At 61.4% G+C, this 25749-nt stretch carries 27 protein-coding genes and 1 tRNA gene; 17 read left to right on the forward strand and 11 right to left on the reverse strand.

Annotation, left to right across the window (positions count from 1 at the left end):
* The first annotated feature begins 9 nt into the window (after positions 1-9).
* The 5 genes from KBB36_RS06200 (at position 10) to KBB36_RS06220 (ending at position 4849) form a co-directional block, all read left to right on the forward strand.
* Positions 10-1035 carry an ABC transporter permease gene (locus KBB36_RS06200; RefSeq protein ID WP_290978075.1) on the forward strand — a complete coding sequence of 342 codons (1026 nt, stop codon included), beginning with the start codon at positions 10-12 and terminating at the stop codon, positions 1033-1035.
* Position 1036: 1 nt separating this feature from the next.
* Complete coding sequence (locus KBB36_RS06205; RefSeq protein ID WP_290978077.1) at positions 1037-2221, forward strand: ABC transporter permease; 1185 nt, start codon at positions 1037-1039, stop codon at positions 2219-2221.
* 89 nt (positions 2222-2310) lie between these two features.
* Positions 2311-4065: an ATP-binding protein gene (locus KBB36_RS06210; protein WP_290978079.1), complete on the forward strand. Its 1755-nt coding sequence runs from the start codon at positions 2311-2313 to the stop codon at positions 4063-4065.
* Positions 4062-4445 carry a response regulator gene (locus tag KBB36_RS06215; RefSeq protein ID WP_290978081.1) on the forward strand — a complete coding sequence of 128 codons (384 nt, stop codon included), beginning with the start codon at positions 4062-4064 and terminating at the stop codon, positions 4443-4445. The genes KBB36_RS06210 and KBB36_RS06215 overlap by 4 nt, the downstream gene beginning before the upstream one ends.
* Positions 4442-4849, forward strand: a complete 408-nt coding sequence (locus tag KBB36_RS06220) for a response regulator (RefSeq protein ID WP_290978083.1) — start codon at positions 4442-4444, stop codon at positions 4847-4849. The genes KBB36_RS06215 and KBB36_RS06220 overlap by 4 nt, the downstream gene beginning before the upstream one ends.
* Before the next feature lie 3 nt (positions 4850-4852).
* Here the strand turns inward: KBB36_RS06220 and KBB36_RS06225 are convergent, their stop codons facing one another.
* Both KBB36_RS06225 and KBB36_RS06230 read right to left on the reverse strand, forming a co-directional pair.
* The gene (locus KBB36_RS06225; protein ID WP_290978085.1) at positions 4853-5698 is read right to left on the reverse strand and encodes a class I SAM-dependent methyltransferase; all 846 of its coding nucleotides are present in this window, start codon (positions 5696-5698) and stop codon (positions 4853-4855) included.
* Entirely contained in the window at positions 5698-6543 is an 846-nt protein-coding gene (locus KBB36_RS06230; protein WP_290978087.1) for an MBL fold metallo-hydrolase, read from the reverse strand. Before KBB36_RS06230 ends, KBB36_RS06225 begins: the two co-directional genes overlap by 1 nt.
* Before the next feature lie 75 nt (positions 6544-6618).
* Between KBB36_RS06230 and KBB36_RS06235 the strand changes: the two genes are divergently transcribed.
* A complete protein-coding gene (locus tag KBB36_RS06235; RefSeq protein WP_290978089.1) occupies positions 6619-7374 on the forward strand; it encodes an enoyl-CoA hydratase-related protein in 756 nt (251 codons plus the stop codon).
* Positions 7375-7408: 34 nt separating this feature from the next.
* Here KBB36_RS06235 and KBB36_RS06240 read toward each other — a convergent pair whose 3' ends face one another.
* From KBB36_RS06240 to carB, 3 genes are all read right to left on the reverse strand, one after another.
* The gene (locus KBB36_RS06240; protein ID WP_290978091.1) at positions 7409-8101 is read right to left on the reverse strand and encodes a response regulator transcription factor; all 693 of its coding nucleotides are present in this window, start codon (positions 8099-8101) and stop codon (positions 7409-7411) included.
* 174 nt (positions 8102-8275) lie between these two features.
* Entirely contained in the window at positions 8276-8749 is a 474-nt protein-coding gene (gene greA, locus KBB36_RS06245) for a transcription elongation factor GreA (protein ID WP_290978093.1), read from the reverse strand.
* A gap of 19 nt (positions 8750-8768) precedes the next feature.
* On the reverse strand, positions 8769-11999 hold the full coding sequence (carB, locus tag KBB36_RS06250) for a carbamoyl-phosphate synthase large subunit (RefSeq protein ID WP_290978095.1): 3231 nt from the start codon (positions 11997-11999) through the stop codon (positions 8769-8771).
* Positions 12000-12058: 59 nt separating this feature from the next.
* On the opposite strand from carB, the gene KBB36_RS06255 reads away from it, so the two are divergent.
* Positions 12059-12310 (forward strand): hypothetical protein, encoded by a 252-nt coding sequence (locus KBB36_RS06255; RefSeq protein ID WP_290978097.1) that lies wholly within the window; start codon positions 12059-12061, stop codon positions 12308-12310.
* Positions 12310-12579 carry a hypothetical protein gene (locus KBB36_RS06260; RefSeq protein ID WP_290978099.1) on the forward strand — a complete coding sequence of 90 codons (270 nt, stop codon included), beginning with the start codon at positions 12310-12312 and terminating at the stop codon, positions 12577-12579. Before KBB36_RS06255 ends, KBB36_RS06260 begins: the two co-directional genes overlap by 1 nt.
* 14 nt (positions 12580-12593) lie before the next feature.
* Here KBB36_RS06260 and carA read toward each other — a convergent pair whose 3' ends face one another.
* On the reverse strand, positions 12594-13766 hold the full coding sequence (carA, locus tag KBB36_RS06265) for a glutamine-hydrolyzing carbamoyl-phosphate synthase small subunit (protein WP_290978101.1): 1173 nt from the start codon (positions 13764-13766) through the stop codon (positions 12594-12596).
* A gap of 304 nt (positions 13767-14070) precedes the next feature.
* Here carA and KBB36_RS06270 point away from each other — a divergent pair, with 304 nt between their 5' ends.
* The 9 genes from KBB36_RS06270 (at position 14071) to tsaA (ending at position 22425) form a co-directional block, all read left to right on the forward strand.
* Positions 14071-14529 (forward strand): GatB/YqeY domain-containing protein, encoded by a 459-nt coding sequence (locus tag KBB36_RS06270; protein WP_290978103.1) that lies wholly within the window; start codon positions 14071-14073, stop codon positions 14527-14529.
* Between the two features lie 20 nt (positions 14530-14549).
* Positions 14550-16430 carry a DNA primase gene (gene dnaG / locus KBB36_RS06275; RefSeq protein WP_290978105.1) on the forward strand — a complete coding sequence of 627 codons (1881 nt, stop codon included), beginning with the start codon at positions 14550-14552 and terminating at the stop codon, positions 16428-16430.
* A 91-nt stretch (positions 16431-16521) separates the two neighbouring features.
* Positions 16522-18618: an RNA polymerase sigma factor RpoD gene (rpoD, locus tag KBB36_RS06280; protein ID WP_290978107.1), complete on the forward strand. Its 2097-nt coding sequence runs from the start codon at positions 16522-16524 to the stop codon at positions 18616-18618.
* A gap of 180 nt (positions 18619-18798) precedes the next feature.
* Positions 18799-19650, forward strand: a complete 852-nt coding sequence (locus KBB36_RS06285) for an adenylate/guanylate cyclase domain-containing protein (RefSeq protein ID WP_290978109.1) — start codon at positions 18799-18801, stop codon at positions 19648-19650.
* Between the two features lie 105 nt (positions 19651-19755).
* Positions 19756-19832 (forward strand) — tRNA-Ile (locus KBB36_RS06290).
* 151 nt (positions 19833-19983) lie between these two features.
* A complete protein-coding gene (locus tag KBB36_RS06295; protein WP_290978111.1) occupies positions 19984-21030 on the forward strand; it encodes a hypothetical protein in 1047 nt (348 codons plus the stop codon).
* 126 nt (positions 21031-21156) lie between these two features.
* A complete protein-coding gene (locus KBB36_RS06300) occupies positions 21157-21519 on the forward strand; it encodes a hypothetical protein (protein ID WP_290978112.1) in 363 nt (120 codons plus the stop codon).
* Positions 21520-21526: 7 nt separating this feature from the next.
* A complete protein-coding gene (locus KBB36_RS06305; protein WP_290978114.1) occupies positions 21527-21949 on the forward strand; it encodes a helix-turn-helix domain-containing protein in 423 nt (140 codons plus the stop codon).
* A gap of 2 nt (positions 21950-21951) precedes the next feature.
* Positions 21952-22425 carry a tRNA (N6-threonylcarbamoyladenosine(37)-N6)-methyltransferase TrmO gene (tsaA, locus tag KBB36_RS06310; RefSeq protein ID WP_290978116.1) on the forward strand — a complete coding sequence of 158 codons (474 nt, stop codon included), beginning with the start codon at positions 21952-21954 and terminating at the stop codon, positions 22423-22425.
* On the opposite strand, the gene KBB36_RS06315 is transcribed toward tsaA, so the two are convergent.
* The 5 genes from KBB36_RS06315 to KBB36_RS06335 form a co-directional block, all read right to left on the reverse strand.
* A complete protein-coding gene (locus tag KBB36_RS06315) occupies positions 22422-22820 on the reverse strand; it encodes a hypothetical protein (RefSeq protein WP_290978118.1) in 399 nt (132 codons plus the stop codon). The two genes, tsaA and KBB36_RS06315, sit on opposite strands and share 4 nt — an antisense overlap.
* Positions 22821-22830: 10 nt before the next feature.
* Positions 22831-23133: a hypothetical protein gene (locus KBB36_RS06320; RefSeq protein WP_290978119.1), complete on the reverse strand. Its 303-nt coding sequence runs from the start codon at positions 23131-23133 to the stop codon at positions 22831-22833.
* A 3-nt stretch (positions 23134-23136) separates the two neighbouring features.
* Positions 23137-23451, reverse strand: a complete 315-nt coding sequence (locus KBB36_RS06325) for a YggT family protein (RefSeq protein WP_290978120.1) — start codon at positions 23449-23451, stop codon at positions 23137-23139.
* Between the two features lie 80 nt (positions 23452-23531).
* The gene (locus KBB36_RS06330) at positions 23532-25373 is read right to left on the reverse strand and encodes a sodium:solute symporter family protein (protein WP_290978121.1); all 1842 of its coding nucleotides are present in this window, start codon (positions 25371-25373) and stop codon (positions 23532-23534) included.
* A gap of 13 nt (positions 25374-25386) precedes the next feature.
* Entirely contained in the window at positions 25387-25653 is a 267-nt protein-coding gene (locus tag KBB36_RS06335; protein WP_290978122.1) for a DUF4212 domain-containing protein, read from the reverse strand.
* Positions 25654-25749: the final 96 nt, after the last annotated feature.

Genomic DNA, 25749 nt, shown 5'->3' on the forward strand with positions numbered 1-25749 from the left:
CCACGCCCCATGCTGATGTATCTGGCCCGCCGCATCCTGCTGATGATCCCCACCCTGCTGGTGATCAGCCTGCTGGTTTTTGTCATCATCAAGCTGCCGCCCGGCGACTTCCTGACCAACCAGATTGCCGAATTGCGCGCCCAGGGCGAAACCTCGGCGCTGGAACGCGCCGAATTCCTGCGCCAGCAATATGCGCTCGACCGCAGCCTGCTTGAACAATATGCCATCTGGATGGGTTTCATCCCGGGGCCGAACGGCTTTGCCGGCCTGTTGCAAGGCGATTGGGGCTGGTCATTTGAATATAACCGGCCGGTGGGCGAATTGATCGGCGACCGCCTGCTGATGACGGCGGTGATCAATTTCTTCACCGTGCTGTTTGTTTATATCGTGTCATTCCCGATCGGTGTCTATTCCGCCACGCGGCAATATAGCTGGGGTGATTACGGCTTCACGCTGTTTGGTTATCTCGGCCTCGCCACGCCAAATTTCCTGCTGGCGCTGGTGATGCTGTATTACTTCAATCTGTGGTTCGGCATGAGCATCGGCGGCCTGGTGGATGAACACCTGATCGATGCGCCGTGGAACTGGGAGAAGATCAAATCGCTGATGGCGCATATGATCGTGCCGGTGATCGTGATCGGCACATCGGGCACCGCCGCGATGATCCGCCGCCTGCGCGCCAATCTGCTGGATGAATTGCAGAAACAGTATGTCACCACGGCACGGGCCAAGGGTGTGCCGCCGATGAAGCTGCTGGTGAAATACCCGATCCGCATGGCGCTCAATCCGTTCATCGCCGATATCGGCAACCTGCTGCCGCAGATGGTGTCTGGCTCGGTGATCGTTTCGGTGGTGATGAGCCTGCCCACTGCCGGGCCGATGCTGCTCGGCGCACTGCAATCGCTGGATCAGTATCTGGCTGGTTCGTTCCTGATGTTCCTGGCGCTGCTCACCGTGCTGGGCATGCTGGTTTCCGATATCCTGCTGGCTTTGCTTGATCCGCGCATCCGGCTCACCGGCGGCAAGGCGAAGTGACATGACCGACACCAGCAACGACACGCGCCTGCAATCCAACAATTTGCAGCACTGGGTTTCCAAGGAACCGTTTGATCCCTATTCGGTGGAAAAGCTGTCGCCGGAGCAGGAGCGCTATTTCCAGGCGTCGCAATGGCAGATGATGTGGTGGAAGTTCAAGCGCCATCGCCTCGGCGTGTGGAGCGGTGTGATCCTGCTGCTGATCTATGCCTCCACGCTGATCTCGGAATTTGTCGCGCCCTATAATGTGCAGACCCGCAATGCGCGCGCCATCTATGCGCCGCCAAGCGAGATTCATCTGTTCCACGAGGGCGAATTTGTTGGCCCGTTTGTCTATGGCCTGCGCTTCAAGCTGAATGTCGATACGCTGAAACGTGAATACAGCGAGGATACAAGGCGCGTGCTGCCGCTGCGTTTCTTCTGCCAGGGCGACAGCTATCATTTCTGGGGCATGGTGCCGATGAAGTTCCACTTCGTCTGCCCGGCTGAGGAAGGCCATTTCTACCTGTTCGGCACAGATCGATTGGGGCGCGACATCTTTTCCCGCGTTGTCTATGGCACGCGCATCTCGCTCACCGTGGGCCTGATCGGCATCGCCATCAGTTTCATCATCGGCATCGTGCTGGGCGGCATCTCGGGTTATTACGGCGGCTGGATCGACAGCATGATCCAGCGGCTGATCGAACTGATCCGAAGTTTGCCGGAATTGCCGCTATGGATGGCGCTATCTGCCGCCCTGCCGGTCACCTGGTCGCCGATCCTGGTCTATTTCGGCATCACCATCATCCTGGGCCTGCTCGACTGGCCCGGCCTGGCCCGCGCCGTGCGGTCCAAGCTGCTCAGTCTGCGCGAAGAGGATTTCTGCACCGCCGCCCAGCTTATGGGCGCCAGCCCCAGCCGCATCATCGGGCGCCATCTGATGCCCAGCTTCATGAGCCATCTGATCGCCTCGGCCACGCTCTCGATCCCGTCGATGATCCTGGGCGAAACCGCGCTGTCATTCCTCGGCCTTGGCCTGCGGCCCCCGATCACTTCCTGGGGTGTGTTGCTCAACGAAGCGCAGAATATCAACGTGGTGGCGCTCTACCCCTGGCTGATGGCGCCGGCAATCCCGGTTATCGTTGTAGTGCTGGCATTCAATTTCTTCGGCGACGGTTTGCGCGACGCAGCCGATCCCTACCGGTAAGCCTCCCTCAGAGGTTGTTTTCCCTTGGCGTTTTGCGGTGCAGCAGGCATCATGATGCCGCTTGTCACCGCAAACTGGGGAACCACTGATTGGCTAGGCTGACCTTTCCTGCGCGCAAGGAATACGCCGACGAAATCCGGGTGCATCAGGCGGTGCATCTGGTGCAGATGGTACCGTTCCTGATTTCGGGCAACGCGCTGGCCATTCTAGCCTCGGTGCTCAACACGCCGGACGTGGTGCGCGAGCATTATGTCTATGTGCCTTACACCATAATCATGCTGCTGACAGTGCCAATGCTGCTGAGTTGGCGCCGCTTCCGCAACGCGCCGTGGCCCGACAAGATCAGTCCACTGCGCATCCGCCGCGCCAGCCAGCATGCCATCCTGGTTGGCTTGGCCTGGGCAATGGCCTGCGCCATGACCTTTCCGCATCTCAATGCGCAGGAGCAGTCGCTCTATGTCGGCGTGATCGGCGTGATGATGGTGGGCGCCGCTTCGGCGATCTCACGCCTGCCAATGAGCGGCGTTGGCTTCGGCCTGCCGCTGGGCATTGTGCTACTGGTCTGCGGCTTTGCCATGGACCGCACGCAGAATCATGTGGTCAGCGTGGGCGTGCTGATGGCATTGCTGGCCTATTCGCTGGTGTTGCGCTTCAACTGGCTGTCCTTTGTGGAGCATGTGCGCGCCGATTCCGGCCGGCGCAAGTTGCAGGATCAGTTGACGGCGCAGGAACTGGCGGCCGGGGCGCAGCGCCAGTTGATTGAGGCGGTGCCGTTCCCGCTGGTGCTGACCCTGGGCGAAAAGCCGCTTTTCGCCAGCCCGAATGCCAGCGAGGTATTTGGCTTCACGCCGCAGGCGCTGAAAAACGGCACGCTCTCAACCCGCAAATTCTTCGAGCAGGAGGCGGATTTCCTGCGCCTGGCGGAATTGCAGCAGCAGGGCGAGCCGGTGGAGGGTTATGAAGCCCGCATGATCGACGGCAAGGGCAGGCTGTTCTGGGCGCTGATCTCCTGCCGCCCGCTGCCCTATGGCGGCCAGCGCGCCTGGATGAATGCCATCCTGCCGATTGATGAGCGCAAGAAGGCCGAGCAGGAAGTGGTGGTGGCGCGTGAAAAGGCAGAACGTGCCAGCTATGCCAAAACCGACTTCCTGGCCTCGATGAGCCATGAATTACGCACGCCGCTGAACGCCATCATCGGCTATTCCGAAATCCTGCTGGAAGAAGCCGAGGAGGACGGCCAGGAGGTTTATGCCAAGGACCTGCGCCGCATCCGCATTTCCGGCCGCCATATCCTGGCGCTGATCAACGATATTCTTGACATCACCAAGATCGAAGCCGGCAAGATGGAAATCACGCCGGAGCATATTGCGCTGAACGATCTGATCGGCGATGTGGTGGTGGTGATCCGCCGCCTGATGGAGAAAAACGAAAACGCGTTCACCATCGACAATAGCGCCAGCAGCGGCACGCTCTGGACCGATGTGACCAAGGCACGCCAGACGGTGATCAACCTGCTATCCAATGCGGCCAAATTCACCCGCGGCGGCAAGGTGGTGCTGCAAGTGGCCTCCTATGAGCAGGATGGCGCCGAATGGCTGCGCTTCACCATCAGCGATACCGGCATCGGCATTCCGCCCGACAAGCTGGATAGCATCTTCGACGAATTCAATCGCGGCGACAGCAACACGGCGCGACATTTTGGCGGCACCGGCCTGGGCCTGGCGCTGAGCCGCAAGATCGCCCGCCTGCTTGGCGGCGATATCACGGTCAGTTCCGTGCCGGGCCAAGGCTCCAGCTTTGTTTTCACCATGCCCGCAAAATATGCCGGCGAGATTATCGAATGAGCCAGAAAATCCTGATCGTGGAAGACAACGAGATGAACCGCGACATGCTGGGCCGGCGCTTGAGCAAACGCGGCTTTGTGCTCTGCTATGCCGAAACCGGCGAATTGGGCCTGGAGGTGGCGCCGCGCGAAATGCCCGATCTGGTGCTGATGGATATCGGCCTGGGTGAAGGCATCGACGGGCTGGAAACCACACGCCGGCTGAAAGCCGATCCGCGTACTGCGGCAATTCCGGTGATCGCCCTCACCGCCCATGCCCTGGCCACCGACCGCGAAAAATGTATCGCCGCCGGCTGCGCCGATTACGACACAAAGCCGGTGGACCTGGATCGCCTGCTGGCCAAGATCAATGCCCTGCTGCCAAGCCCGAGCCAACCATGAGCGCCTCACGCCAATCCTTCGCCGCCTATCGTGTGCTGGTGGTAGATGACCAGGAAGAGATGATCGACCTGCTGACCCGCATGCTGCGCCGCATCGGCTTTGCCGATATCAAAACCGCCTTCAGCGCCCGCGAAGCCGAAGGGCTGCTGAACCAGCAGGCGTTTCATCTGCTGCTGACCGATTACAGCATGACCGGCAATACCGGTGCTGATCTGGTGAAAAAGCTGCGTTCTGGTTCGTTGCCCTGGGCCACACCGAGCGATACGCCGGTTATCATGATCACCGGCCATGGCGAACGCGACTATGTGTTGCAGGCCCGCGATGCCGGCGTGAATGCCTTCCTGATCAAGCCGGTGGTACTAGGCCAGCTTGAAGCCAAGGTGACGGCGGTTTTGCGCGGCTGAGACTTACGCCTGCTTGGTCAGCCACAGGCTGGCCGGCAGGCCACTGGCGGCGCGCGGCAGGCCGGCCAAGGCCGCATCCACCTCGGCACCAAGCCGTGTGGCGGCATAATGGCTGGCGAAATCCAGCCTCCAGCCACCGCCAGCCAGCAGCGCCGGGATTGCCTGCTGTTCGTTATAGCCGCGCCAGGCCCAGCCGGCCGGATAATCATCGGGCAGGAAGATATCGTGGATATGCAGCCGGATGCCGACCGGCAGGCGCGGCAGCACGCGGTTGAACAGCCAGTCCACATCGCTGCCCGGCATCAGGATATGGCTTGAATCGATGAACAGCAGATCGCCCGGCTGCAACGCGGCAAATACAGCCGGATCGGCGCTCTGGGCAATGCCGGGGCGGAAATCCACATTCAGGCCGCGCAGGCTGGCGCGCGGCGCCGGATCAATCGCGGTGATCCGGCAGGCAAAACCGCCATCCAGCACGGCGCGAGCCAGAAAGCGGGTGGAATGGCCGGAACCAACTTCAACAATACGCGCCGGACGCCATTGCCGTACCAGGGCATAAGCCGCCGCCGCATCCAGGGTTGGAAACCAATCCTGGTCAAAACGCGGGCTGCCGGCCTGCCTGCCCTGGCCAAAGGCGGCAAAATCAGCGGCATGGCCATGAATCACCGCCAGCAGGCTGCGGAATGCCGCTTCCTGCGCCTGCATCAGCGCCGCCATCTCGGCATAAAGCGGCTGCGTTTCAGCGATGCCATCGGCATAACGATAGGGAATGAAAAAACCCTGCCGCTTGATCCCAAGCAGGGTTTGCAGCCCCATGCGGAGCCGGCGCCAGTAGAGTCTGGAATCCATCAGGGCCTGAGTAGCATGCCTTCGCGCGCCACTATAGAGCCGGGCCGCGCCTGATCCACATCGACGGCGATGGCATCCATGGCGGCATCGTCATGCTCTGGCTCGTGATGAAACACCACATAGGTTTTCACCGCGCCGGCATTGCACAAGGCCACGCCGGCTTCCCAGGTGGAATGGCCCCAGCCCTTGCGGGTCTTGTATTGCGCCGGCGTATACATGGAATCATAGATCACGATATCGGCGCCGCGCACAAATTCCACCAATTGCTGGCAGATACCTTCGGCGGGATGTTCGGTATCGGTGAGATAGCAGATCGACTTGCCCTGGAATTCAACCCGATAGCCGGTGGCCAGATCGGGATGGCTCAACGGCGCGGTCAGCACGCGGATGCCCGGCGCCGGCTCCAGCACGGCGCCTTGCTGGAAATCCTCGAAGCTCAATTGCGCCTGGAAAATCTCCAGCGGCACCGGAAAGAGCGGTGAAGTCATCATCTGCTTCAGCACGCCCTTGATGCCCGGGCCATCAGTGACATGGCCGGCATGGACACGGAAACGGTTGCGCGGATCGAAGAACGGGCAGAAATGCGGCAGGCCGCAAACATGGTCGTAATGGGTATGAGTAAGGAAAAGATCGGCATCCAGCGGCGCCGTGCGTTGCAGCAGGTTGCCCAGCGCCCGAATGCCGGTGCCGCTATCAAAGATCAGCACATGATCGCCGCAGCGGATTTCCAGGCAGGATGTGTTGCCGCCATAGCGCATCACCTCGGCCGAACCGACCGCGATGGAGCCGCGCACGCCCCAGAAACGCACATAAAAATCCGTGCTGATGCGGGCTTCGGCGTTCATGACGCAAGCCTTGCGGCCAAAGCCGGGCTATGCGGAAATACCGGCATCCTCTCCCCCAGCGAGCCGCGAAAAACCATGTCTGACGCTTTCATTGTAGAGACCGAAGCCGAGCGCGCAACCCTGACCCTGAATCGGCCGGAAAAGCATAACGCGCTCGAAGTGGCCGATCTGGAAGCGCTGGATGCCATCCTGCTGGATCTGGCCAAGCAGCCCAAGCTGCGCCTGCTGGTGCTGCGTGCGGTGGGCAAGAGCTTTTGCGCCGGCGTTGATCTTGGCGATGTGGCCGGGCATGACTGGCGCGACAATCCGCTGGAACGGGTCAGCGACCGGCTGGAAGCCTTCCCCTGCCCAACACTTTGTGTGTTGCAGGGTGGCGTGTATGGCGGCGGCACCGATATTGCGCTGGCCTGCGATTTCAGGCTCGGCGCTGAAGGCATCCGCTGCTTCATCCCGCCGGCCAAGCTGGGCATCCAATACCACGCCCATGGCCTGCGCCGGGCGGTGGCGCGGCTTGGGCTGGGGCCGGCCAAAAGGCTGTTCCTGGCCACCGAAACCTTTGATGCCGCCGAGATGCTGCGCTGCCATTTCCTCGACTGGCTGGTGCCGGCGGCCGAGTTGCCGGCCCGCGCCGAAGCCCTGGCCGGCACGCTGAGCGGCCTGGCGCCGCTGGCCTTGCGCGGCATGAAGCAAAGCCTGAACGAGATTGCCAATGGCCGGCTGGACGAACGCGCCGCCCGCGACCGCGCCGCGGCCAGCTTCAAGACGCAGGATTTCCAGGAAGGCCGCCGCGCCATGGCGGAGAAGCGGCCGCCGCTTTTTTCCGGCAGGTAGGCAACACCCTGGCGCAAGACGGCAGCAACGCGGCTCATGGCTGCAAGCGGTAGCCGCCGGGTTCGGTCAGCAGCAGCCGCGCCTCGGCAGGATTGCGCTCGATCTTCTGGCGCAGCCGATAGACATGGGTTTCCAGCGTGTGAGTAGATACGCCGGCATTGTAGCCCCACACCTCGGTGAGCAGGATATCCCGCGGCACTGGCTTCTGGCCGGCACGCAGCAGGTATTTCAGGATCGCAGTTTCCTTCTCGGTCAGCCGCACCTTCTTGCCGGCCTTCTCGTTATCCAGCAAAAGTTTGTTGGCGGGCCGGAAACTGTAGGGGCCGATGGAAAAAACCGCATCCTCGCTCTGTTCGAACTGGCGCAGCTGGGCGCGGGCGCGGGCAATCAGCACGCCCATCTTGAACGGTTTTGATACGTAATCGTTGGCGCCGGCTTCCAGGCCATGGATGGTATCGCTGTCGCTATCGGCGGCAGTGAGCATGATCACCGGCGTGCGCACACCCAGGCGACGCATTTCGCGGCAGACCTCGCGGCCATCCAGATCGGGCAGGCCAACATCCAGCAGGATCAGGTCAAACAATTCACGCTGCGCCACATCAATGGCGGCGGCGCCGTCATTGACGCAATGGGTGGCGAATTCCCTGGTCGCCTCCAACTGCTCCGCCAACAGCGATTGCAGGGTGCGATCATCATCCACCAACAGAACACGCTTCGGACCACTCATGCGCTCGGCGCTCCTTGCAGCAGGGCAATTCCCGGCCACGCCAAAGGGCGCTGCCATTACCCGCAGGCAAACAGTATACCGAAAGTATGTGGTTTTGGCTCTGTGATGGTCGTCACTATGCTGTCCCGGGCGGTTTTCTGCGCCCGGGCTGCATTTCACACCAGAAGATAGTGCTTATTTATAGTCGACCGAGACGATCTCGTAGCCCTTGGCGCCGCCCGGCGCGGAAACTTCCACGCTATCGCCGGCGCTCTTGCCCACCAGGGCGCGGGCCAGCGGTGCGGTGATCGACAGTAGGCCCGACTTGATGTCGGATTCGTCGGCACCAACGATCTGATAGGTGGTCTTTTCGTCGGTATCCTCGTCGGCCAGCACCACGGTGGCGCCGAATTTCACCTTGTCGCCCGACAGCTTGGACACATCGATCACCTCGGCGCGGGCCAGCTTGTCCTCAAGCTCCATCACGCGGGTTTCGATCCAGCCCTGCTTTTCCTTGGCGGCATGATATTCGGCGTTTTCCGACAAATCACCATGCTCGCGCGCCTCCGAGATCGCCCGGATCACTTCCGGCCGCTCGACGCTTTTCAGGTGCTTCAACTCCGCTTCCAGGCGATTGAAACCGGATGCGGTCATGGGAATGCGTTGCATGGCTCTATCCTCGCAAACCCTAAAAATAAGCCTGCAACGGGGATACGGCAAGGCTTCCGGCGCGCAACGCCTCAATCGCCCGTACTGCCGCCTTGGCGCCGGCCACGGTGGTGAAATACGGGATCTTGTTCATCAGCGCAGTACGGCGCAGGTCAAAGCTGTCGCGGATCGAAGCGGCACCTTCCGACGTGTTGAAAACCAGCTGGATTTCGCCGTTCTTCATCGAATCGACAATGTGCGGCCGGCCTTCCATCACCTTCTTCACCACCCGCACGGCAATGCCATGCTCCTGGAAAAATTTGGCGGTGCCGGTGGTGGCAACGATCTGCAAGCCCATCGCCACCAGGCTGCGCGCTGCTTCCACCAGGGCCGGCTTGTCGCCATCACGCACCGAGATGAATACGCTGCCCTCACGCGGCAGGATGGTGCCGGCGGCAAGCTGCGCCTTGGCAAAGGCCATGCCGAAATCGCGGTCGATGCCCATCACTTCGCCGGTCGATTTCATTTCCGGCCCCAGAATGATGTCCACCCCGGGGAATCGGGCAAACGGGAATACCGCTTCCTTCACCGCGATATGGTCATGCCGCTTGGCCACCAGGCCAAAGCTGGCCAGCTTCTCGCCGGCCATGACGCGGGCGGCAATCTTGGCCAGAGGCTCGCCGATCGCCTTGGCGACAAACGGCACCGTGCGCGAGGCGCGTGGATTGACTTCCAGGATATACACCACGCCGTCCTTGACCGCGTATTGCACATTCATCAGGCCCACCACCTTGAGCGCGCGGGCCAGCGCCTTGGTCTGCGCCTCGATCTCGTCGATGATCGCCGGTGCCAGGCTGTAGGGCGGCAGCGCACAGGCGCTATCGCCGGAATGAATGCCGGCTTCCTCGATATGCTCCATCACGCCGGCAACAAACTGCGTCTCGCCATCGGCCAGGCAATCCACATCCACTTCGATTGCATCCGACAGGTAGCTGTCGATCAGCACCGGCGAGGTGCCGGAAACCCGCACCGCCTCGGTCATGTAGCGTTCGAGCTGGGCGTTGGAGCGCACGATCTCCATGGCGCGGCCACCCAGCACATAGCTCGGCCGGATCACCACCGGATAGCCGATGCGCGCCACCACCTCGCGTGCCTCGGCTTCAGAGCGGGCGATGCCATTGGTCGGCTGGCGCAGGCCAAGCTGCTGCAACAATTGCTGGAAACGCTCGCGGTCTTCGGCCAGATCGATGGCATCCGGCGAAGTGCCGAGGATCGGCACATTGGCGGCTTCCAGGCCGGCAGCAAGCTTGAGCGGGGTCTGGCCGCCCAACTGCACGATCACACCATGCAATGTGCCATTGGACTGCTCGACCCGCACGATCTCCAGCACATCCTCCACCGTCAGCGGCTCAAAATACAGCCGGTCGGAAGTGTCGTAGTCGGTCGAAACGGTTTCCGGATTGCAATTGACCATGATGGTCTCATAGCCGGCCTCTTTCAGCGCATAGGCGGCATGGACACAGCAATAGTCGAATTCGATACCCTGGCCGATGCGGTTCGGGCCACCGCCGAGGATGATCGCCTTCTTGCGGTCGGTCGGCTGCGCCTCGCATTCGGCTGCGGCGCCGAATTCGTAGGTCGAATACATATAGGGCGTGCGGCTCTCGAACTCGGCGGCGCAGGTATCCACGCGCTTGAACACCGGCAGCACCTTGGCGGCGCGCCGGGTGGCGGAAACCTCGGCTTCCTTCAGGCCGGCCAGCTCAGCCAGGCGCGCATCGGAAAAGCCCATCTGCTTCAGCTTGCGCAAAGCCTCGGCATCCTGCGGCAAGCCAGCCTTGCGCACGCCCTGCTCGGCGCGCACGATTTCCTCGATCTGGGCCAGGAACCAGGGATCGTATTTGCAGGCGGCGTGGATTTCCTCGGCGCTCAGGCCATGGCGGAAAGCCTGCGCAATCACCAGCAGGCGATCCGGGGTCGGCCGCGCCAAAGCCGCCTTGATGATATCCTTGTCGCCTTCCTCGTAATTCGGGATCGCCACTTCGTTGAGGCCGGTCAAACCGGTCTCCATCGAGCGCAGGGCTTTTTGCAGGCTTTCCTGGAAGCAGCGCCCCATCGACATCGCCTCGCCCACCGACTTCATCGAAGTGTTGAGCAGCTTGTCGGTGCCGGGGAATTTCTCGAAGGTGAAGCGCGGCATCTTGGTGACGATGTAATCAATCGTCGGCTCGAACGAGGCCGGCGTCACCCCGGTGATGTCGTTCATCAACTCGTCGAGCGTGTAGCCGATGGCCAGCTTGGCCGCCACTTTGGCAATCGGGAATCCGGTGGCCTTGGAAGCCAGCGCCGAGGACCGCGAGACGCGCGGATTCATCTCGATCACCACCATGCGGCCATCCGCCGGATTGACCGCGAATTGCACATTCGAGCCGCCGGTCTCCACCCCGATCTCGCGCAAAACCGCCATCGAGGCGTTGCGCATGATCTGGTATTCCTTGTCGGTCAGGGTCAGTGCCGGGGCCACGGTCACGCTGTCGCCGGTATGCACGCCCATCGGGTCTATATTCTCGATCGAGCAGACGATGATGCAATTGTCCTTGCGGTCGCGGACAACCTCCATCTCGTATTCTTTCCAGCCCAGCACTGATTCATCAATCAGCACTTCGGTGGTGGGCGAGGCATCCAGGCCGCGCAGCACGATCTCGTCAAATTCATCGCGCGTATAGGCAATGCCGCCGCCGGTGCCGGCGAGTGTGAAGCTGGGCCGGATCACCGATGGCAGGCCGGTTTCGGCCAGCACGGCGCGGGCTTCGTCCAAGGTATGCGCAGTGGCCGATTTCGGCATGTCGAGGCCGATGCGGTTCATCGCCTGGCGGAACAGCTCACGATCCTCGGCCATGGCGATGGCCTCGCGGCTGGCGCCGATCAGCTTGACGCCGAATTTCTCCAGCACGCCTTCCTCGGCCAGCTTCATCGCCGTGTTCAGCGCGGTCTGGCCACCCATGGTCGGCAGCAGCGCGTCGGGCCGCTCCTTCTCGATGATCTTGGCCACAATCTCGGGCGTGATCGGCTCGACATAGGTGGCATCAGCCAGGCCCGGATCGGTCATAATCGTGGCCGGGTTGGAATTGATCAGGATGACCCGGTAGCCTTCCTCGCGCAAAGCCTTGCAGGCCTGGGTGCCGGAATAGTCGAATTCGCAGGCCTGGCCGATCACAATCGGCCCGGCGCCGATGATGAGGATGCTTTTGATATCAGTGCGTTTAGGCATGGGAAACCTGCTGAATTAGCGTATTGGCGCCATCGGCGTGGCGCGCTATGCTCACTGCCATGACCATCTTGCTGCAAAAAGCCTTCGCCGAGGCCGCGAAGCTGCCCCAGCCCGACCAGGACCGGCTGGCTTCATGGCTGCTGGAAGAAATCCACGACGAAGCGCGCTGGGATGCCACCTTCGCCGCCAGCCAGGATGCGCTCGACAAGCTGGCGGATCGTGCGCTGGCACAAATCGAGGCCGGGCTGGACGAAGCTTTTGACATCGAAAACTCCAACCAGGAAGCCACGCCAAAATCCGGCCCGCGCTGATGCAAAGCCGCCGCCTGCCCGGCTTCATTGCGACTTTTGACGCCCTGCCCGCCGATGTGCAGGGCCGCGCCATCAAGGCCTACCGGCTTTGGCAAACGAACCCCGAGCACCCCAGCCTGCATTTCAAGCGCGTCGGTCGAAACCGCCCAGTCTGGTCGGTTCGCATTGATGTCCATTACCGCGCCCTGGGGCTGGCCCGGGACGACACCATTTACTGGTTTTGGATCGGCAGTCATGCCGAATACGACCGGCTGCTGCGCAATCTCTGAGACTGCGCTGCGCTTCACTTTGCCAGCTCCATCAGGTTAACGAAGCGCTGGAACAGGTAGTGGCTGTCTTCCGGGCCGGGCGAGGCTTCGGGATGGTATTGCACCGAAAAGACCGGCTTGTCGGTCAGCTTGATGCCTTCATTCGAGCCGTCGAACAGCGACACATGGGTGCGCACCACATTCGCCGGCAGGCTTTCCTCCACCACGCAGAAACCGTGATTCTGGCTAGTGATTTCCACCTTGCCGGTTTCCAGGTCCTTCACCGGATGGTTGGCGCCGCGATGGCCCCGCTCCATCTTGGCGGTGCGGCCGCCTAGCGCCAGCGCCAGCATCTGGTGGCCGAGGCAGATGCCGAAAACCGGCTTGCCGCTCTCCACCAGCTTGCGGATCGTCGGCACGGCATATTCGCCGGTGGCGGCCGGATCGCCCGGGCCGTTGGACAGGAACACGCCATCGGGCTGGTGCCGCAACACGTCATCGGCCGTGGCATCGCCCGGCAGCACGGTGACGCGGCAGCCCAGATTGGCCAGATTACGCAGGATGTTACGCTTGATGCCGAAATCCAGCGCGACAACGTGGAATTTCGGATTTTCCAGCTTGCCGTAGCCCTTGCCCAGCGTCCACAGCGTTTCATCCCAGCCATAGGTCTGGCGGCAGCTCACTTCCTTGGCCAGGTCCATGCCCTCCAGGCCCGGCCAGGCCTTGGCCTGCGCGGTCAGGGCGGCGATATCGAACTTGCCGTCGCGACGGAAGGCAATCACGCCATTGGGCGCGCCAAGGTCGCGGATGCGCCGCGTCATCGCCCGCGTGTCAATGCCGGAAATACCCACCAGGTTGCGCGCCTTGAGCCAGGTGTCGAGATGGTGGTCGCTGCGAAAATTCGACGGCCCGGTGATCGGCGCGCGCAGGATCAGGCCGCGTGCGGCGATGCCCTGGGTTTCGATATCTTCCGGATTGGTGCCGGTATTGCCGATATGCGGAAAGGTGAAAGTGATGATCTGGCCGGCATAGGAAGGATCGGTAAGGATTTCCTGATAGCCGGTCATAGAAGTGTTGAAGCAGATTTCACCTTCGGCCACGCCTTCGGCGCCGAGGCCATGGCCGTGGAAAACACTGCCATCGGCCAGAACGACGATTCCCGTCAGCCCTGGTTGCGGCATCGACGGATCGTTCGGCTGGGGCGACATGTCCGGTACTCCATCTGGTGCTGCGCCATGCCGGCGAGCATGACTTTTGGGCCGCAGGAAGCTGCCGGAGCGGGTAATCAGTACCGCGCCTCCGGGAGTTTCGGGCCCGTGTTGTGGATGAGCGGCTGCGGACTGGCACCAGCCCCGCCGACCGGGGCCGGACCATAGCAAATCCGGCCATTCCGTCAAGTCGCAACTTGTATCGAAACAATTAGACTTATCAACAGCTTATTGTTTTTGCGTCAAATCGACGCTTCGAGTATGCTCGCCCCTTTCACGATTACGGATTCCCGGGGGACGTACCATGCTGCGCGATGCGCTGAACTCTGCGCTGAAAGAAGCGATGAAAGCCAAAGATGCCCGCCGCACCAGCACCTTGCGGCTGATCCTGGCCGCGCTGAAGGACCGCGATATCAACGCCCGCACCGATGGCGCCGACCGCACCGGCATCCCTGAACAGGACATTCTGGCGATGCTGCAAACCATGGTGCGGCAGCGGCGCGAATCGATCACCGCCTATGAGCAGGGTGGCCGCCCGGACCTGGTGGACCAGGAAAAACAGGAAATCGCCATCATCGAATCGTTCCTGCCCAAGCAGATGGAGCCGGAAGAGATCGAGGCCGCCGCCCGCGCCGCCATCGCCGAAGTGGGCGCCACCGGCATCAAGGATATGGGCAAAGCCATGGGTGTGCTGAAGGCCAAATATGTTGGCCAGATGGATTTTGGCAAAGCCTCGGCCGTGCTCAAGGGCCTGCTCTCATAAGGGTGTAGAATGGGCAGGCCATGGCCCAATTCCCCGAGTCGTTTCTTGAAGAACTGCGCAACCGGCTCTCGCTGCCGGCGCTGATCGGCCGCCATGTGCGGCTGACCAAGCGCGGCCGCGATTATCTGGGCCTCTGCCCGTTCCATAATGAAAAGACGCCATCGTTTCACGTCTATGACGACCATTACCATTGCTTCGGCTGTGGCGCGCATGGCGATGCCATCGAATTTCTCAAGGCCAAAAGCGGGCTGTCCTTTCCCGAGGCGATTGAGCAACTGGCCGGCGAGGCTGGGCTGGCAGTGCCGCAGCAAAGGCCCGAGGATCGCCAGCGCGACCAGCAGGCGGCATCGCTGTCGAGCGCGCTGGAGGAATGCGCCAAATGGTTCCAGGCGCAATTCCAGGCCGCCGTGGGCCGCGAGGCGAAAGCCTATATTGAGCGGCGCGGCCTGACTGCGGCCACCATCGAGCGGTTCCGCCTGGGTTATGCGCCGTCCAGCCGCACCGCGCTGAAGGAAGCCATGCTGGCGCGTAATATCCCGGAAGCCTTGCTGGTTGAAGCCGGCATGCTGATCAAGCCGGATGATGGCGGCCCGAGCTATGACCGTTTCCGCAACCGGGTGATGTTTCCAATCGCCGACCGGCGCGGCCGCACCATCGCCTTTGGCGGCCGGGCGCTCGATCCGGATGCGCCGGCCAAGTATCTCAACTCGCCCGAGACCCCCCTCTTCCACAAGAGCCACACGCTGTACAACATTGCCATCGCCCGCGAGGCGGCACGCGAGGCCGGCACGGTGCTGGTGGTGGAAGGCTACATGGACGTGATTGCGCTGGCCCAGGCTGGCTTCAATCATGCCGTAGCGCCGCTGGGCACGGCGCTGACCGAGGAGCAGATCGGCCTGCTCTGGCGCCTGGCCGCCGAGCCGATCCTGTGTTTCGACGGCGACAAGGCCGGCCTGAAAGCCGCCCTGCGCGCCGTGGACCGCGCCTTGCCGCTGCTGGAGCCGGGCAAATCCCTGCGTTTTGCCCTGCTGCCGGCCGGACAGGACCCGGACGATCTGGTCCGCGGCCAGGGTGCGGCGGCAATGGAAGCTGTGCTGGCCCAGGCGCTGCCGCTGGCGGAAATGCTGTGGCGCAAGGAAACCGAGGGCCAGCCGATTGATACCCCGGAACGCCGGGCTGCCCTGGAAAACAGCCTCAAGGAAGCTGCCTTCCGCATTAAACACCCTGGCGTGCAGAGCCACTATCGCGACCACCTGCGCGAGCGGCTGCGGGGCCTTTTTGCTCCGGCGCGGTCGAATCGGGCATCCGGCTTGGGTCAATTTGGCCCCGGACAGTTCAAACCCGGCGCCTGGGGCGGGCGGCCGGGAGAACGCTGGACCGGCGGCCGGCCCGGTTTCGGCCGCCTGATCGGAGAGACTGCCCCACCCACAGAAGCCCCGGATCGCCGGGAAAAAGCCATTCTGCTGGGTCTGTTGCGCCATCCCTGGCTGGTTGACGACCATGCCGAGACGGCGGCGCGGTTGACATTCCCGAATCCTGTACTTGACAGCCTCAAGACCCGGATTCTAGAAGAAGCGTCCCGCCATCCTGGTCTTGACGGCGAGGGGCTGGCATCCCATTTGTTGGGCCAGGGCCTCGCTGACCAGCTCGACCTCGTATTCGGTGAGGAATACCGGGTCTTTGAGCCGTTCACGCGCACCGAGACCCCGCGCGACAAGGTAGAGAGAGGCTGGTTCCAGGCCGTGCAGCGTTATCGGTTGACCGAGCTGGAGAAGGAACTGGCGGCCGCACAGGCGGAACTCGCCGATGATATGAGCCCGGATGCCTGGCGCCGTTTTTCGGCCTTGCAGGCGGAAGTGGGCGCCGCCCGAAGCCTGGTATCGGCCTCGGACGAGGAATGAGTGATCAAATGGGAGCCGTTCCTCGCGGGGCGGCTCTGTGTGTTTTTGAACGACCCGCTCACACGAGCCGGGCGATGCGTTAGGAAGCGGCATGGCGAAACAAGCAGCGGCACCGGATGCCAACGAAGCTCCTGAAAAGGAAGACACGGCCGATACGCCGTTGATCGACGCATCGGTGGCGGCCATCAAGCGCATGCTGACCCGCGCCAAGGAGCGCGGCTACGTCACCTATGACGAGATTAACGCGGTGCTGCCGCCCGAGCAGGTTTCCTCCGAGCAGATCGAGGACACCATGGCCATGCTGTCCGAGATGGGCGTGACCATCGTTGAATCGGAAGAGCAGGAAGACGCCGCGCCGGAAAAGGAAGAAGCCGAAGCCGAGGGCGAGGCCGAAGCCGGCGAAACCGCCGGCCCGAAGGCCGAAGCCGACCGCACCGACGATCCGGTGCGCATGTATCTGCGCGAAATGGGTTCGGTGGAGCTGCTGTCGCGCGAAGGCGAAATCGCCATCGCCAAGCGCATTGAGGCCGGCCGCGAGAAAATGATCGGCGCGATCTGCGAAAGCCCGCTGACCATCCAGGCGATTGTGCATTGGCGCGACGAACTGGTGGAAGGCCGCCTGCTGCTGCGCGATGTGGTGGATCTGGAAGCCACCATGGGCGGCGGCGCTGGCCCCGATCCGGCAATGGAAGAAGAAGATGAGGAAGCCGCCGCGCCGGCCACGGTGAAGGCGGAGATGAAGGCCGAGTTCAAGGCCCCGGCCAAGGGCGAGCCGGCCCAGCCGGGCGGCCCGGTCAAGGGCGTCATGGTGAAGGGCGACGGCACCAAGCCGGCTGCCGTGGCCGTGGCGCCGGGCACCGTGCTGGCCGATGGCGTGGTCACCGGGCCTGAGGAAATGGACGAGGACGACGAGGCCAACCTGTCGCTCGCCGCCATGGAAGCGCAGCTCAAGCCGCAGGTGCTGGAAGCCTTTGACGCCATCGCCAAGCATTACAAGAAGCTGCAAAAAACCCAGGAAGAGCGCCTGCAAGCCGCCCTGGTGCATGCCGATGCCGATGCCAAGAAAGACAAGTCCTACGCCAAGCTGAAGCATGAGATGGTGCGGCTGATGGAGTCGGTGCATCTCAACAACAACCGCATCGAAAGCCTGGTGGAAAGCCTCTATAGCCACAACAAGAAGCTGATGATGCTGGAAGGCCGCCTGCTGCGGCTGGCCGAGGGCTACAAGATTCCGCGTGAGGAATTCCTCAAGCAATACGAGAATAACGAGCTTGACCCGCAATGGCTCGGCAAGGTGGGCAAGCTCAAGAGCCACAAGGGCTGGATCAAGTTTGCCGAGAATGCCGGCACCAGCATCAAGCCGATCCGCGACGATATCGCCATCGTGGCAACCCAGGTCGGCCTGCCGGTGACCGAGTTCAAGCGTATCTACAAGCAGGTGCGCGAGGGCGAGCGCGAAGCCAGCATGGCGAAGAAGGAGATGGTGGAAGCCAATCTCCGCCTGGTGATCTCCATCGCCAAGAAATACACCAATCGCGGCCTGCAATTCCTTGATCTGATCCAGGAAGGCAATATCGGCCTGATGAAAGCCGTGGATAAATTCGAATATCGCCGCGGCTACAAATTCTCCACCTATGCCACCTGGTGGATCCGGCAGGCCATCACGCGCTCGATCGCCGATCAGGCCCGCACCATCCGCATCCCGGTGCATATGATCGAGACGATCAACAAGCTGGTGCGCACCAGCCGCCAGATGCTGCACGAAATCGGCCGCGAGCCGACGCCGGAGGAACTGGCCACCAAGCTCGGCATGCCGCTGGAGAAGGTGCGCAAGGTGCTGAAAATCGCCAAGGAGCCGATCTCGCTCGAAACCCCGATCGGCGACGAGGAAGACAGCCATCTCGGCGATTTCATCGAGGACAAGAACGCGGTTCTGCCGCTCGATGCCGCGATCAATTCCAACCTGCGCGAAACCACCACCCGCGTGCTTGCCACCCTCACCCCGCGTGAGGAACGTGTGCTGCGCATGCGCTTCGGCATCGGCATGAATACCGACCATACGCTGGAGGAAGTTGGCCAACAGTTCAACGTCACCCGCGAGCGTATCCGCCAGATCGAAGCCAAGGCGCTGCGCAAGCTGAAGCATCCCAGCCGCTCGCGCAAACTGCGCTCGTTCCTGGATACCTGATCCTGCCAAAGCAGAAATCCTGAGCAGAAATGTTGAAAAGGGGGCGGTTTCGCCCCCTTTTTTTGTCTAAATCGGCGATTTTCCGTACCACCATCACAGAAAGTCGCCCTGTCCGGCTGCTGGCAAAAGCGCGGATCGGGCTATACTCGGCTGCTGCCAGCGCCGCATCAGAGGCTGTTCATGACCACATCCGGCCCCTCCCCCGACCAGCCAGCCGCCGCCGGCGCCGCCCTGCCGCGTAAACTCACCACTATCTTCTGCGCCGACATGAAGGGCTATTCCACGCTGGTGGAGGCCGACGAGGTTGGCACCGTGACGCGGCTGAAACGCCATCGCGCCGAGATGACCGCCGAGATCGAGCGGCATCATGGCCGCGTGGTGAATACCTGGGGCGATGGCCTGCTGGCCGAATTCTCCTCGCCGGTGGAAGCGGTGTTCGCCGCCGTGGCGGCGCAGCGCCGCAGCGCCACGCGCAATGCCGCCGAACATGCCGAAACACCTGGCACGCCGCCGCTGCTGTTCCGCATCGGCATCAATCTCGGCGATGTGATGGTGGATGGCAGCGACCTCTATGGCGACGGCGTGAATATCGCCGCGCGGCTGGAAAGCCTGGCCGAGCCGGGCGGCATCTGCATTTCCGGCACGGTATTCGAGCAGGTGCGCAAGAAGCTGGATTTTGGCTTCGATTTTATCGGCCCGCGCGATATCAAGAATATCGCCGAGCCGGTGCCGGCCTATCGCATCCTGCTGGATGGTGCGACGGCGCAGCAGGCGCAGCCGGTGCCAACCGCATCATCGGCACCGCAGCAGGGCAAGGCCGCGCCCGACGAAGCCGAGCAGATCCGCAAATGGCGCAAAATGGCCTGCCGTTTCGGCATCCTGGCCGGCTTTCTGCTGATCCTCAATCTGATCACCAGCCCGACCCGGCTGTGGTTTTACTGGCCGGCATTGGGCTTTGGCCTGCTGCTAGCGATGCGCTATCCGTTTGGTGTGGACCCGCAGCGGCTGTGGCCGCCCTGGCGCCGCGATTAGCCCGATGACAAGCGGCCGCGCCGAACATTGAAGCAGAGCCGCCGCTCGCGTAAATTGCGCCTCCATCCTTGATAGCCCGATTGGCAGCCGCCATTCAGGATATCCGGGCCTGTAGCTCAATTGGTTAGAGCCGGCCGCTCATAACGGTCTGGTTGGGGGTTCAAGTCCCTCCGGGCCCACCATTTCCTCCAAACAATTTCCAACCGACATTTGCGCTCCTCACAGGGCTTGCCTATTCAGATACGCTGCGACTTTTAAATGCGATTGAACTAAGTGACTATTGCGCGAAAGACTACCCAGATATTACCCTCTTTATGATATGAAAGGTTCGACATGACGTCACTTTATTCGATCACTAATGGTAAACTCGGGCCAGCGACCCGCAGCACCTTGGTAAAGGAGAGTCTAATCGAGGATTGGGTTGCCTCCGACCCTTCACTTCTCGGCTTGGACGCCCTGATCATCGGACGTCAGGTGCGCACAGACCACGGCAAATTTATCGATCTTTTGGCAATGAACGCAGAAGGCTCTCTGATCATTGTCGAATTAAAGAGGGATTTTACAAGCCGTGAGATCGTTGCTCAGGTGCTGGACTATGCCTCTTGGGCACGGACGCTGGAAACACCGGAAATCTACAGTCTTGCTGAAAAATATCTCAAGACTAACTTGGCCACAGCATTTCGTGAAAAATTTGGCGAGAGGATTCCGGAACAACTGAACGGTACCCACTCGATGCTGATCGTCGCAAGTGAACTGGATGCAGCATCTCGACGGATCGTAGAGTACCTCTCGGAAGAATATGGTGTTGCTATCAACACCATATTCTTCAACGTATTTGAAGCTGATGGCAAGCAATGGCTTACAACTGATTTTTTACTCGACCAAGAGGAAGTAATCGAAAGATCCGAGCATAAAGTTCGCATGCCGTGGTCCGGCTACTATTTCGTTAATGCAGGCCTCGGTGATCACCGTTCATGGACGGATATGAAGCGCTACGGTTTCATCAGTGCGGGAGGCGGTGAATTCTACACCAAGCGGCTAAACCAACTCGCCGTTGGGGATAAGATTTTTGTTTATGACAAGGGCAACGGCTATGTTGGTTTTGGTATCGTAACAATTGAAGCGCAGCCTGCCTCAGATTTCATGACACCGAACGGTCCTCTCTTCGAGCAACCTCTTGCCGAGCCCAGGATAAAGCGGATTGGAGAACCAGCCGACCGCGCGGAATATGTCGTGGGTGTAGAATGGCGCAAAACTGTCGAACCAACAGAAGCCAAATGGTTCAAAGGCGCCTTCGCTAATCAGAATATTGTCTGCAAGCTGCGAGACCGAGAAACGGTCGATTTCCTGATCGCCGAATTCAAAGTGAGCGAGATTTAATCTCCCAGGGATCTTATTGCTGGAATAAGCCCGACACTGCGAATCAACATTCTGCTGGGCAATTGAGCCTGTGGAAAACATTTGGGTTGATCCTCTCAAACGCCAAATTTACCTCGGGGGTCTGGCTTGACTCCGATTTACAAATATACGCTTCCAGCGTATGATACATTGATACGGACGGCACGTTTTGCGGTTCATCTTGACCTTCGTCTCACAGACACGACCATGTTGGTGGTTGTGGCGGAAACGCCCCAGGGTGATTTCGAGATTTTCGGCGACGTTATCTGGGGCGACGACATGATCACCATCCGCCAGTTTGCCATCTGGGGCGGCAGGATGAACGGCATGTTGTTGCGCGAATTGGCCGATGTGGTGATGGAGGCGCTGGATGTCGGATGGATTGAAATCAAGGACAGCCGCCGGATTGCGGGCGACCGTGCAGGCCGCGCAATCAAGGACCGACGCTGGCGGCGCCGGCCAAGCATATGAATTGCTGTTGCTGCCCCCTGAACAGGACCGTTTGCAGCGTCTGACGGATGTGATGGTCGTTCTGGCCGACGCGGGCGCCAGCAGCCGTGCGGCCCGTAATGTTGCCGAGCAGTTGGCCTTGGGTCGTGCGGCCTATTTCACGGCGCCCCGGATCGACGACCTGGAGCAATTCCGCGCTAAATTATGTGCAGCCCGCGTTGCCTTGCATGTGCTGAAGCCGAGCCATGTGGACGTGAAGCAACTGCGCGAAAGCCTGGGCTACAGCCAGGCCGAATTTGCCGGCCTGTTGGGCTTCACACTGGATAGTGTGCAGAATTGGGAACAGCCAAACCGGCCCAAGCCGCAAGGCGCCGCGCTGACCATCCTGAGGATGGCACAGAAGGATTTCGACGCCACGATACGGCTGATTGCAGAAAGCCAGGCGGCATGACCATGGACACCACTTTGCGCCCGGCTGAAATCGCGGTGGAACTGCCGGCGGCCAGTGATGCCGGGCTGCATTTCATTGGCCGCATCCATACACCCTGGGCCACGCGCGACCTCTGCCCGCGCCAGGGCAAGCCGGATGGGCCGCTTTGCCGCGTGGAGGTTTTTGCGCCCTGGCTGCCGGCGCTGGACGGCGTGGAAGCCTTTGCGCAGCTGGAAATTCTCTACTGGCTTGACCGTTCGCGGCGCGATCTGGTGCAGCAAAGCCCGGGCCGCAACGGCCAGGCGCATGGCACCTTCTCGCTACGCTCGCCGCTCAGGCCCAATCCGATCGGCCTGTCGCGTGTGGTGCTGGAGCGGCGCGAGGGCAACAGCCTGCTGGTGCGTGGCCTGGATTGCCTGGACGGCACGCCGCTGCTGGATATCAAGCCGGACCATTGCCGCTTCGCTGCCCAGACTACAACCCCAGCCGCGCCTTAACCATTTTTGACGGCCAGGCCAAAAAGCAGCGCCAGCAGCCAGAACAGGATGGCGATCAGGCCGGCAAATAGCGCGTAGCGCAGATAGATTTCCTGCAAGGTGCCGGCAATCAGGCGCTGGGCATGGGCTGGCAGCAAATCCACCTGACGATCCAGCAGGATCCAGAGTTCGGTCTGCTTGTAGGACCGCCTTGTCACCGTCTGCGCCTTGAGCAGCAGCACAGTGGCCGTGAGCAAAGTGAGGATGGCGCCGCATTTCAGCGCCAGCACCGGCTCGAAGATCAGGCCGATCATGCAGCACCAGATCGCCAGCGCAGCGAAAAAGCAGCCGCGCCCAACCGAAAGGAAGGCCAGGCGGCGGATACGCAGGGCGGTGGCTTCAAAATCCTCCGCCATGGCGCTCCTGTCAGATCAATCCGGGCAATGTGAGCAGAAAGGCGGCGCCGAGCCAGACCAGCATCGAGGCCATATCGCTTTCGCGCCGCCCGGTGAGCCGCTCGAACAAAGCCGCCGGCACACCAGACAGGATCAGGGTGGAAACCGACACGATCAGCGAAGTGCCATACAGGATGACGATGGGGGTTTGCGGGGCGAATTCCGGCAGCCAGACCGGCGACCACACAAAAACCAGCGGCACAATCGGCGAGACAAAGCCATTGACCAGCGTGACCCCAAGCATGGCGATGAAGATGGTTTGCGGATTGAACATGGCTCAGCCTCCCAAGCCCGGCGCCATGCCATAGCGCGCAAACAGCACATAGGCGATATAGCGCAGCAGAAAAGCCCAGAAGGCGGTGACCACCGGCAACAGGCGCGGCAGCACAAAGGCCGGCGTGAAAAACCCCACCAGCCGCACCGGCCATTCGGTCAGCCGCACAAACCAGCGATAGATGTAGTTGGTGCTGTCGGGCGGCAGGAAGCCGCTCATCAGGAAGCGGCCGACACAGGTCCAGCCAATAGTGGCGAGGCCATAGGCGACGATCCAGAAGGGCAGGAAATCCCAGAAGAAATCAGGCTTTTCAGACATACGGTTTCCACACTCGGACAAAAAAAGCGGCGGGGACCATCATATGATCCCCGCCGCCCGTTACAAGCAAGCGTTAGCGCTTAGTGGCTAACGGCATCGCGCGCATCAGCCAGCTTCACTTCACCCGCCGGGATACGGATCGAGTCGATGAAGTCCTGCATCTCCTTCGAGGGCGCAGCCGTGAACAGGCTGACCACGTAGGTGGTGATGAAGGCGGCCGGAATGCCGAACAACCCGCAAGAGATGTTCTTCACACCAAACCAGAGCGGAGCGCCATAGAACTGCGTGGTGACGAGGTAGTACACGCAGACGCCATAGCCCGCCAGCATACCGGCAACCGCACCGGCATTGCTGGTGCGCTTCCACCAGATCCCCATCACCAGCGCCGGGAACAGGCCCGAAGCGGCAATCGAGAAGGCCCAGGCCACCATCGCCAGGATGGTGGAAGGCTTCTGCGCCGCCACATAGGCCGAGGCGATGGCCACAACGATCAGCAACACGCGGCTGATGATCAGGCGGCGCTGGGTCGGCGCTTCCGGATCGATCATGCGGTAGTAGATATCGTGGCTGAGCGCATTGGCGATGGCCAGAAGCAGGCCGTCGGCGGTGGAAAGCGCCGCCGCCAGACCACCAGCGGCCACCAGGCCGGCGATGACATAGGGCAGACCGGCGATTTCCGGCGTGGCCAGCACGATGGCGTCGGCCGCGATACGGAACTCACTGAGCTGCAAGATGCCGTCAGCATTGCCCTTCACGCCTTTGCACAGCGCGTAGATCGTATCGGCATTGGCGGCATCGCAGGCGCCGACCAGGCCGATGGCACCCCACGACTGCACCCAGGAGGGCAAAGCCGAGATCTGCTGACCGATCACGTTCTGATACACTTCCAGCTTGGCAAACGCGGCATAGGACGGCGCCGTGAAATAAAGCAGGAAGATGAAGAACAGGCTCCACGCCACCGACTTGCGGGCATCACGCACGCTGGGCGTGGTGAAGTAGCGCATCAGGATGTGCGGCAGAGCAGCCGTGCCAACCATGAGACAGAAGATCAGTGCGAAGAAGTTCATCGCATCGGTGAAATTCATCACGCCTTTGGCATCGGAAAATACCGCCGTGTGGCCCTTGACCACGCCGAGCGTCTTTTCCAGCACCTCGATCTTCTCCAGCGCCTGACCATACATCAACTGCGGGATCGGCACGCCGGTCACCTTCATCGACAGGATGACCACCGGGATCAGGTAGGCGATGATGAGGATGATATACTGCGCCACCTGGGTCCAGGTAACCGCGCGCATACCGCCCAGCATCGAGCAGACCAGAATGCCGGCAAGACCAACGAACACCGCAACCTCGAACGAGATGCCGAGGAAACGCGAGGCGATGATGCCAACGCCGAAAATCTGCGCCGTCACATAAGTGAAGGACGCAGAGATCAGCACGATCACACCCGCGAAGCGGGCCAGATTGCCGCCATAACGAGCGCCGAGGAAGTCAGGCACGGTATACTGGCCGAACTTGCGCAGATAGGGCGCCAGCAGGATCGACACCAGCAGGTAGCCGCCGGTCCAGCCGAGCACGAAGGCCAAGCCATCATAGCCAAGCAGGTAGAGCGAACCGGCCATGCCGATGAACGACGCGGCACTCATCCAGTCGGAACCAGTGGCCATGCCGTTATAGAGCGCCGGCACGCGGCGACCGGCGACGTAGTATTCGCCCATTTCAGAAGTGCGTGAGATCACGCCGATCAGCGCGTAAACGCCGATGGTCATGAACACGAACAGATAGCCGATCACCTGATTGGAGACGCCCATCTGTTCAAGAATGGCGAGGAAGATCACGAACCCGGCGAAACCGCCGGTATAGATGGCGTAGATCTTGCCGAGGTTGTTGATAAAACCGCCGCCTTGCGAATTGTCAGCCATGGCTGCGCCCCCCTTATTCGTCTTCAGCCACGCCGAACTCTTCGTCAATCTCGTTCTGCTTGCCAGCAAACCAGAACAGCGAGACGACGAAGATGATCAGCGAGCCTTGCGCGGCCATGTAAAAGCCGAGCGGGAAACCGATGATCCGGATGCCGTTGAGCTGCGGCGCAAAGAAATGCACGCCGAAGCCAGCGACAAACCAGATGGCGAGCATGGTCCACATCAGCCCCGACGTGCGGGACCAATAGGCCTGGGCCTTTTCCGGTGAAAGTTGAGTCATGTTTGGCGCTCCTGCCCCTTTTAATTCGTTTGTGTGTTCGAGCATCCGCACGGAGAGGCAATGCAAACCCCTCGATTCCTCCCCTACGTGTCTGAG

This window comes from Ferrovibrio sp. (assembly GCF_017994015.1).
GTDB lineage: Bacteria > Pseudomonadota > Alphaproteobacteria > Ferrovibrionales > Ferrovibrionaceae > Ferrovibrio.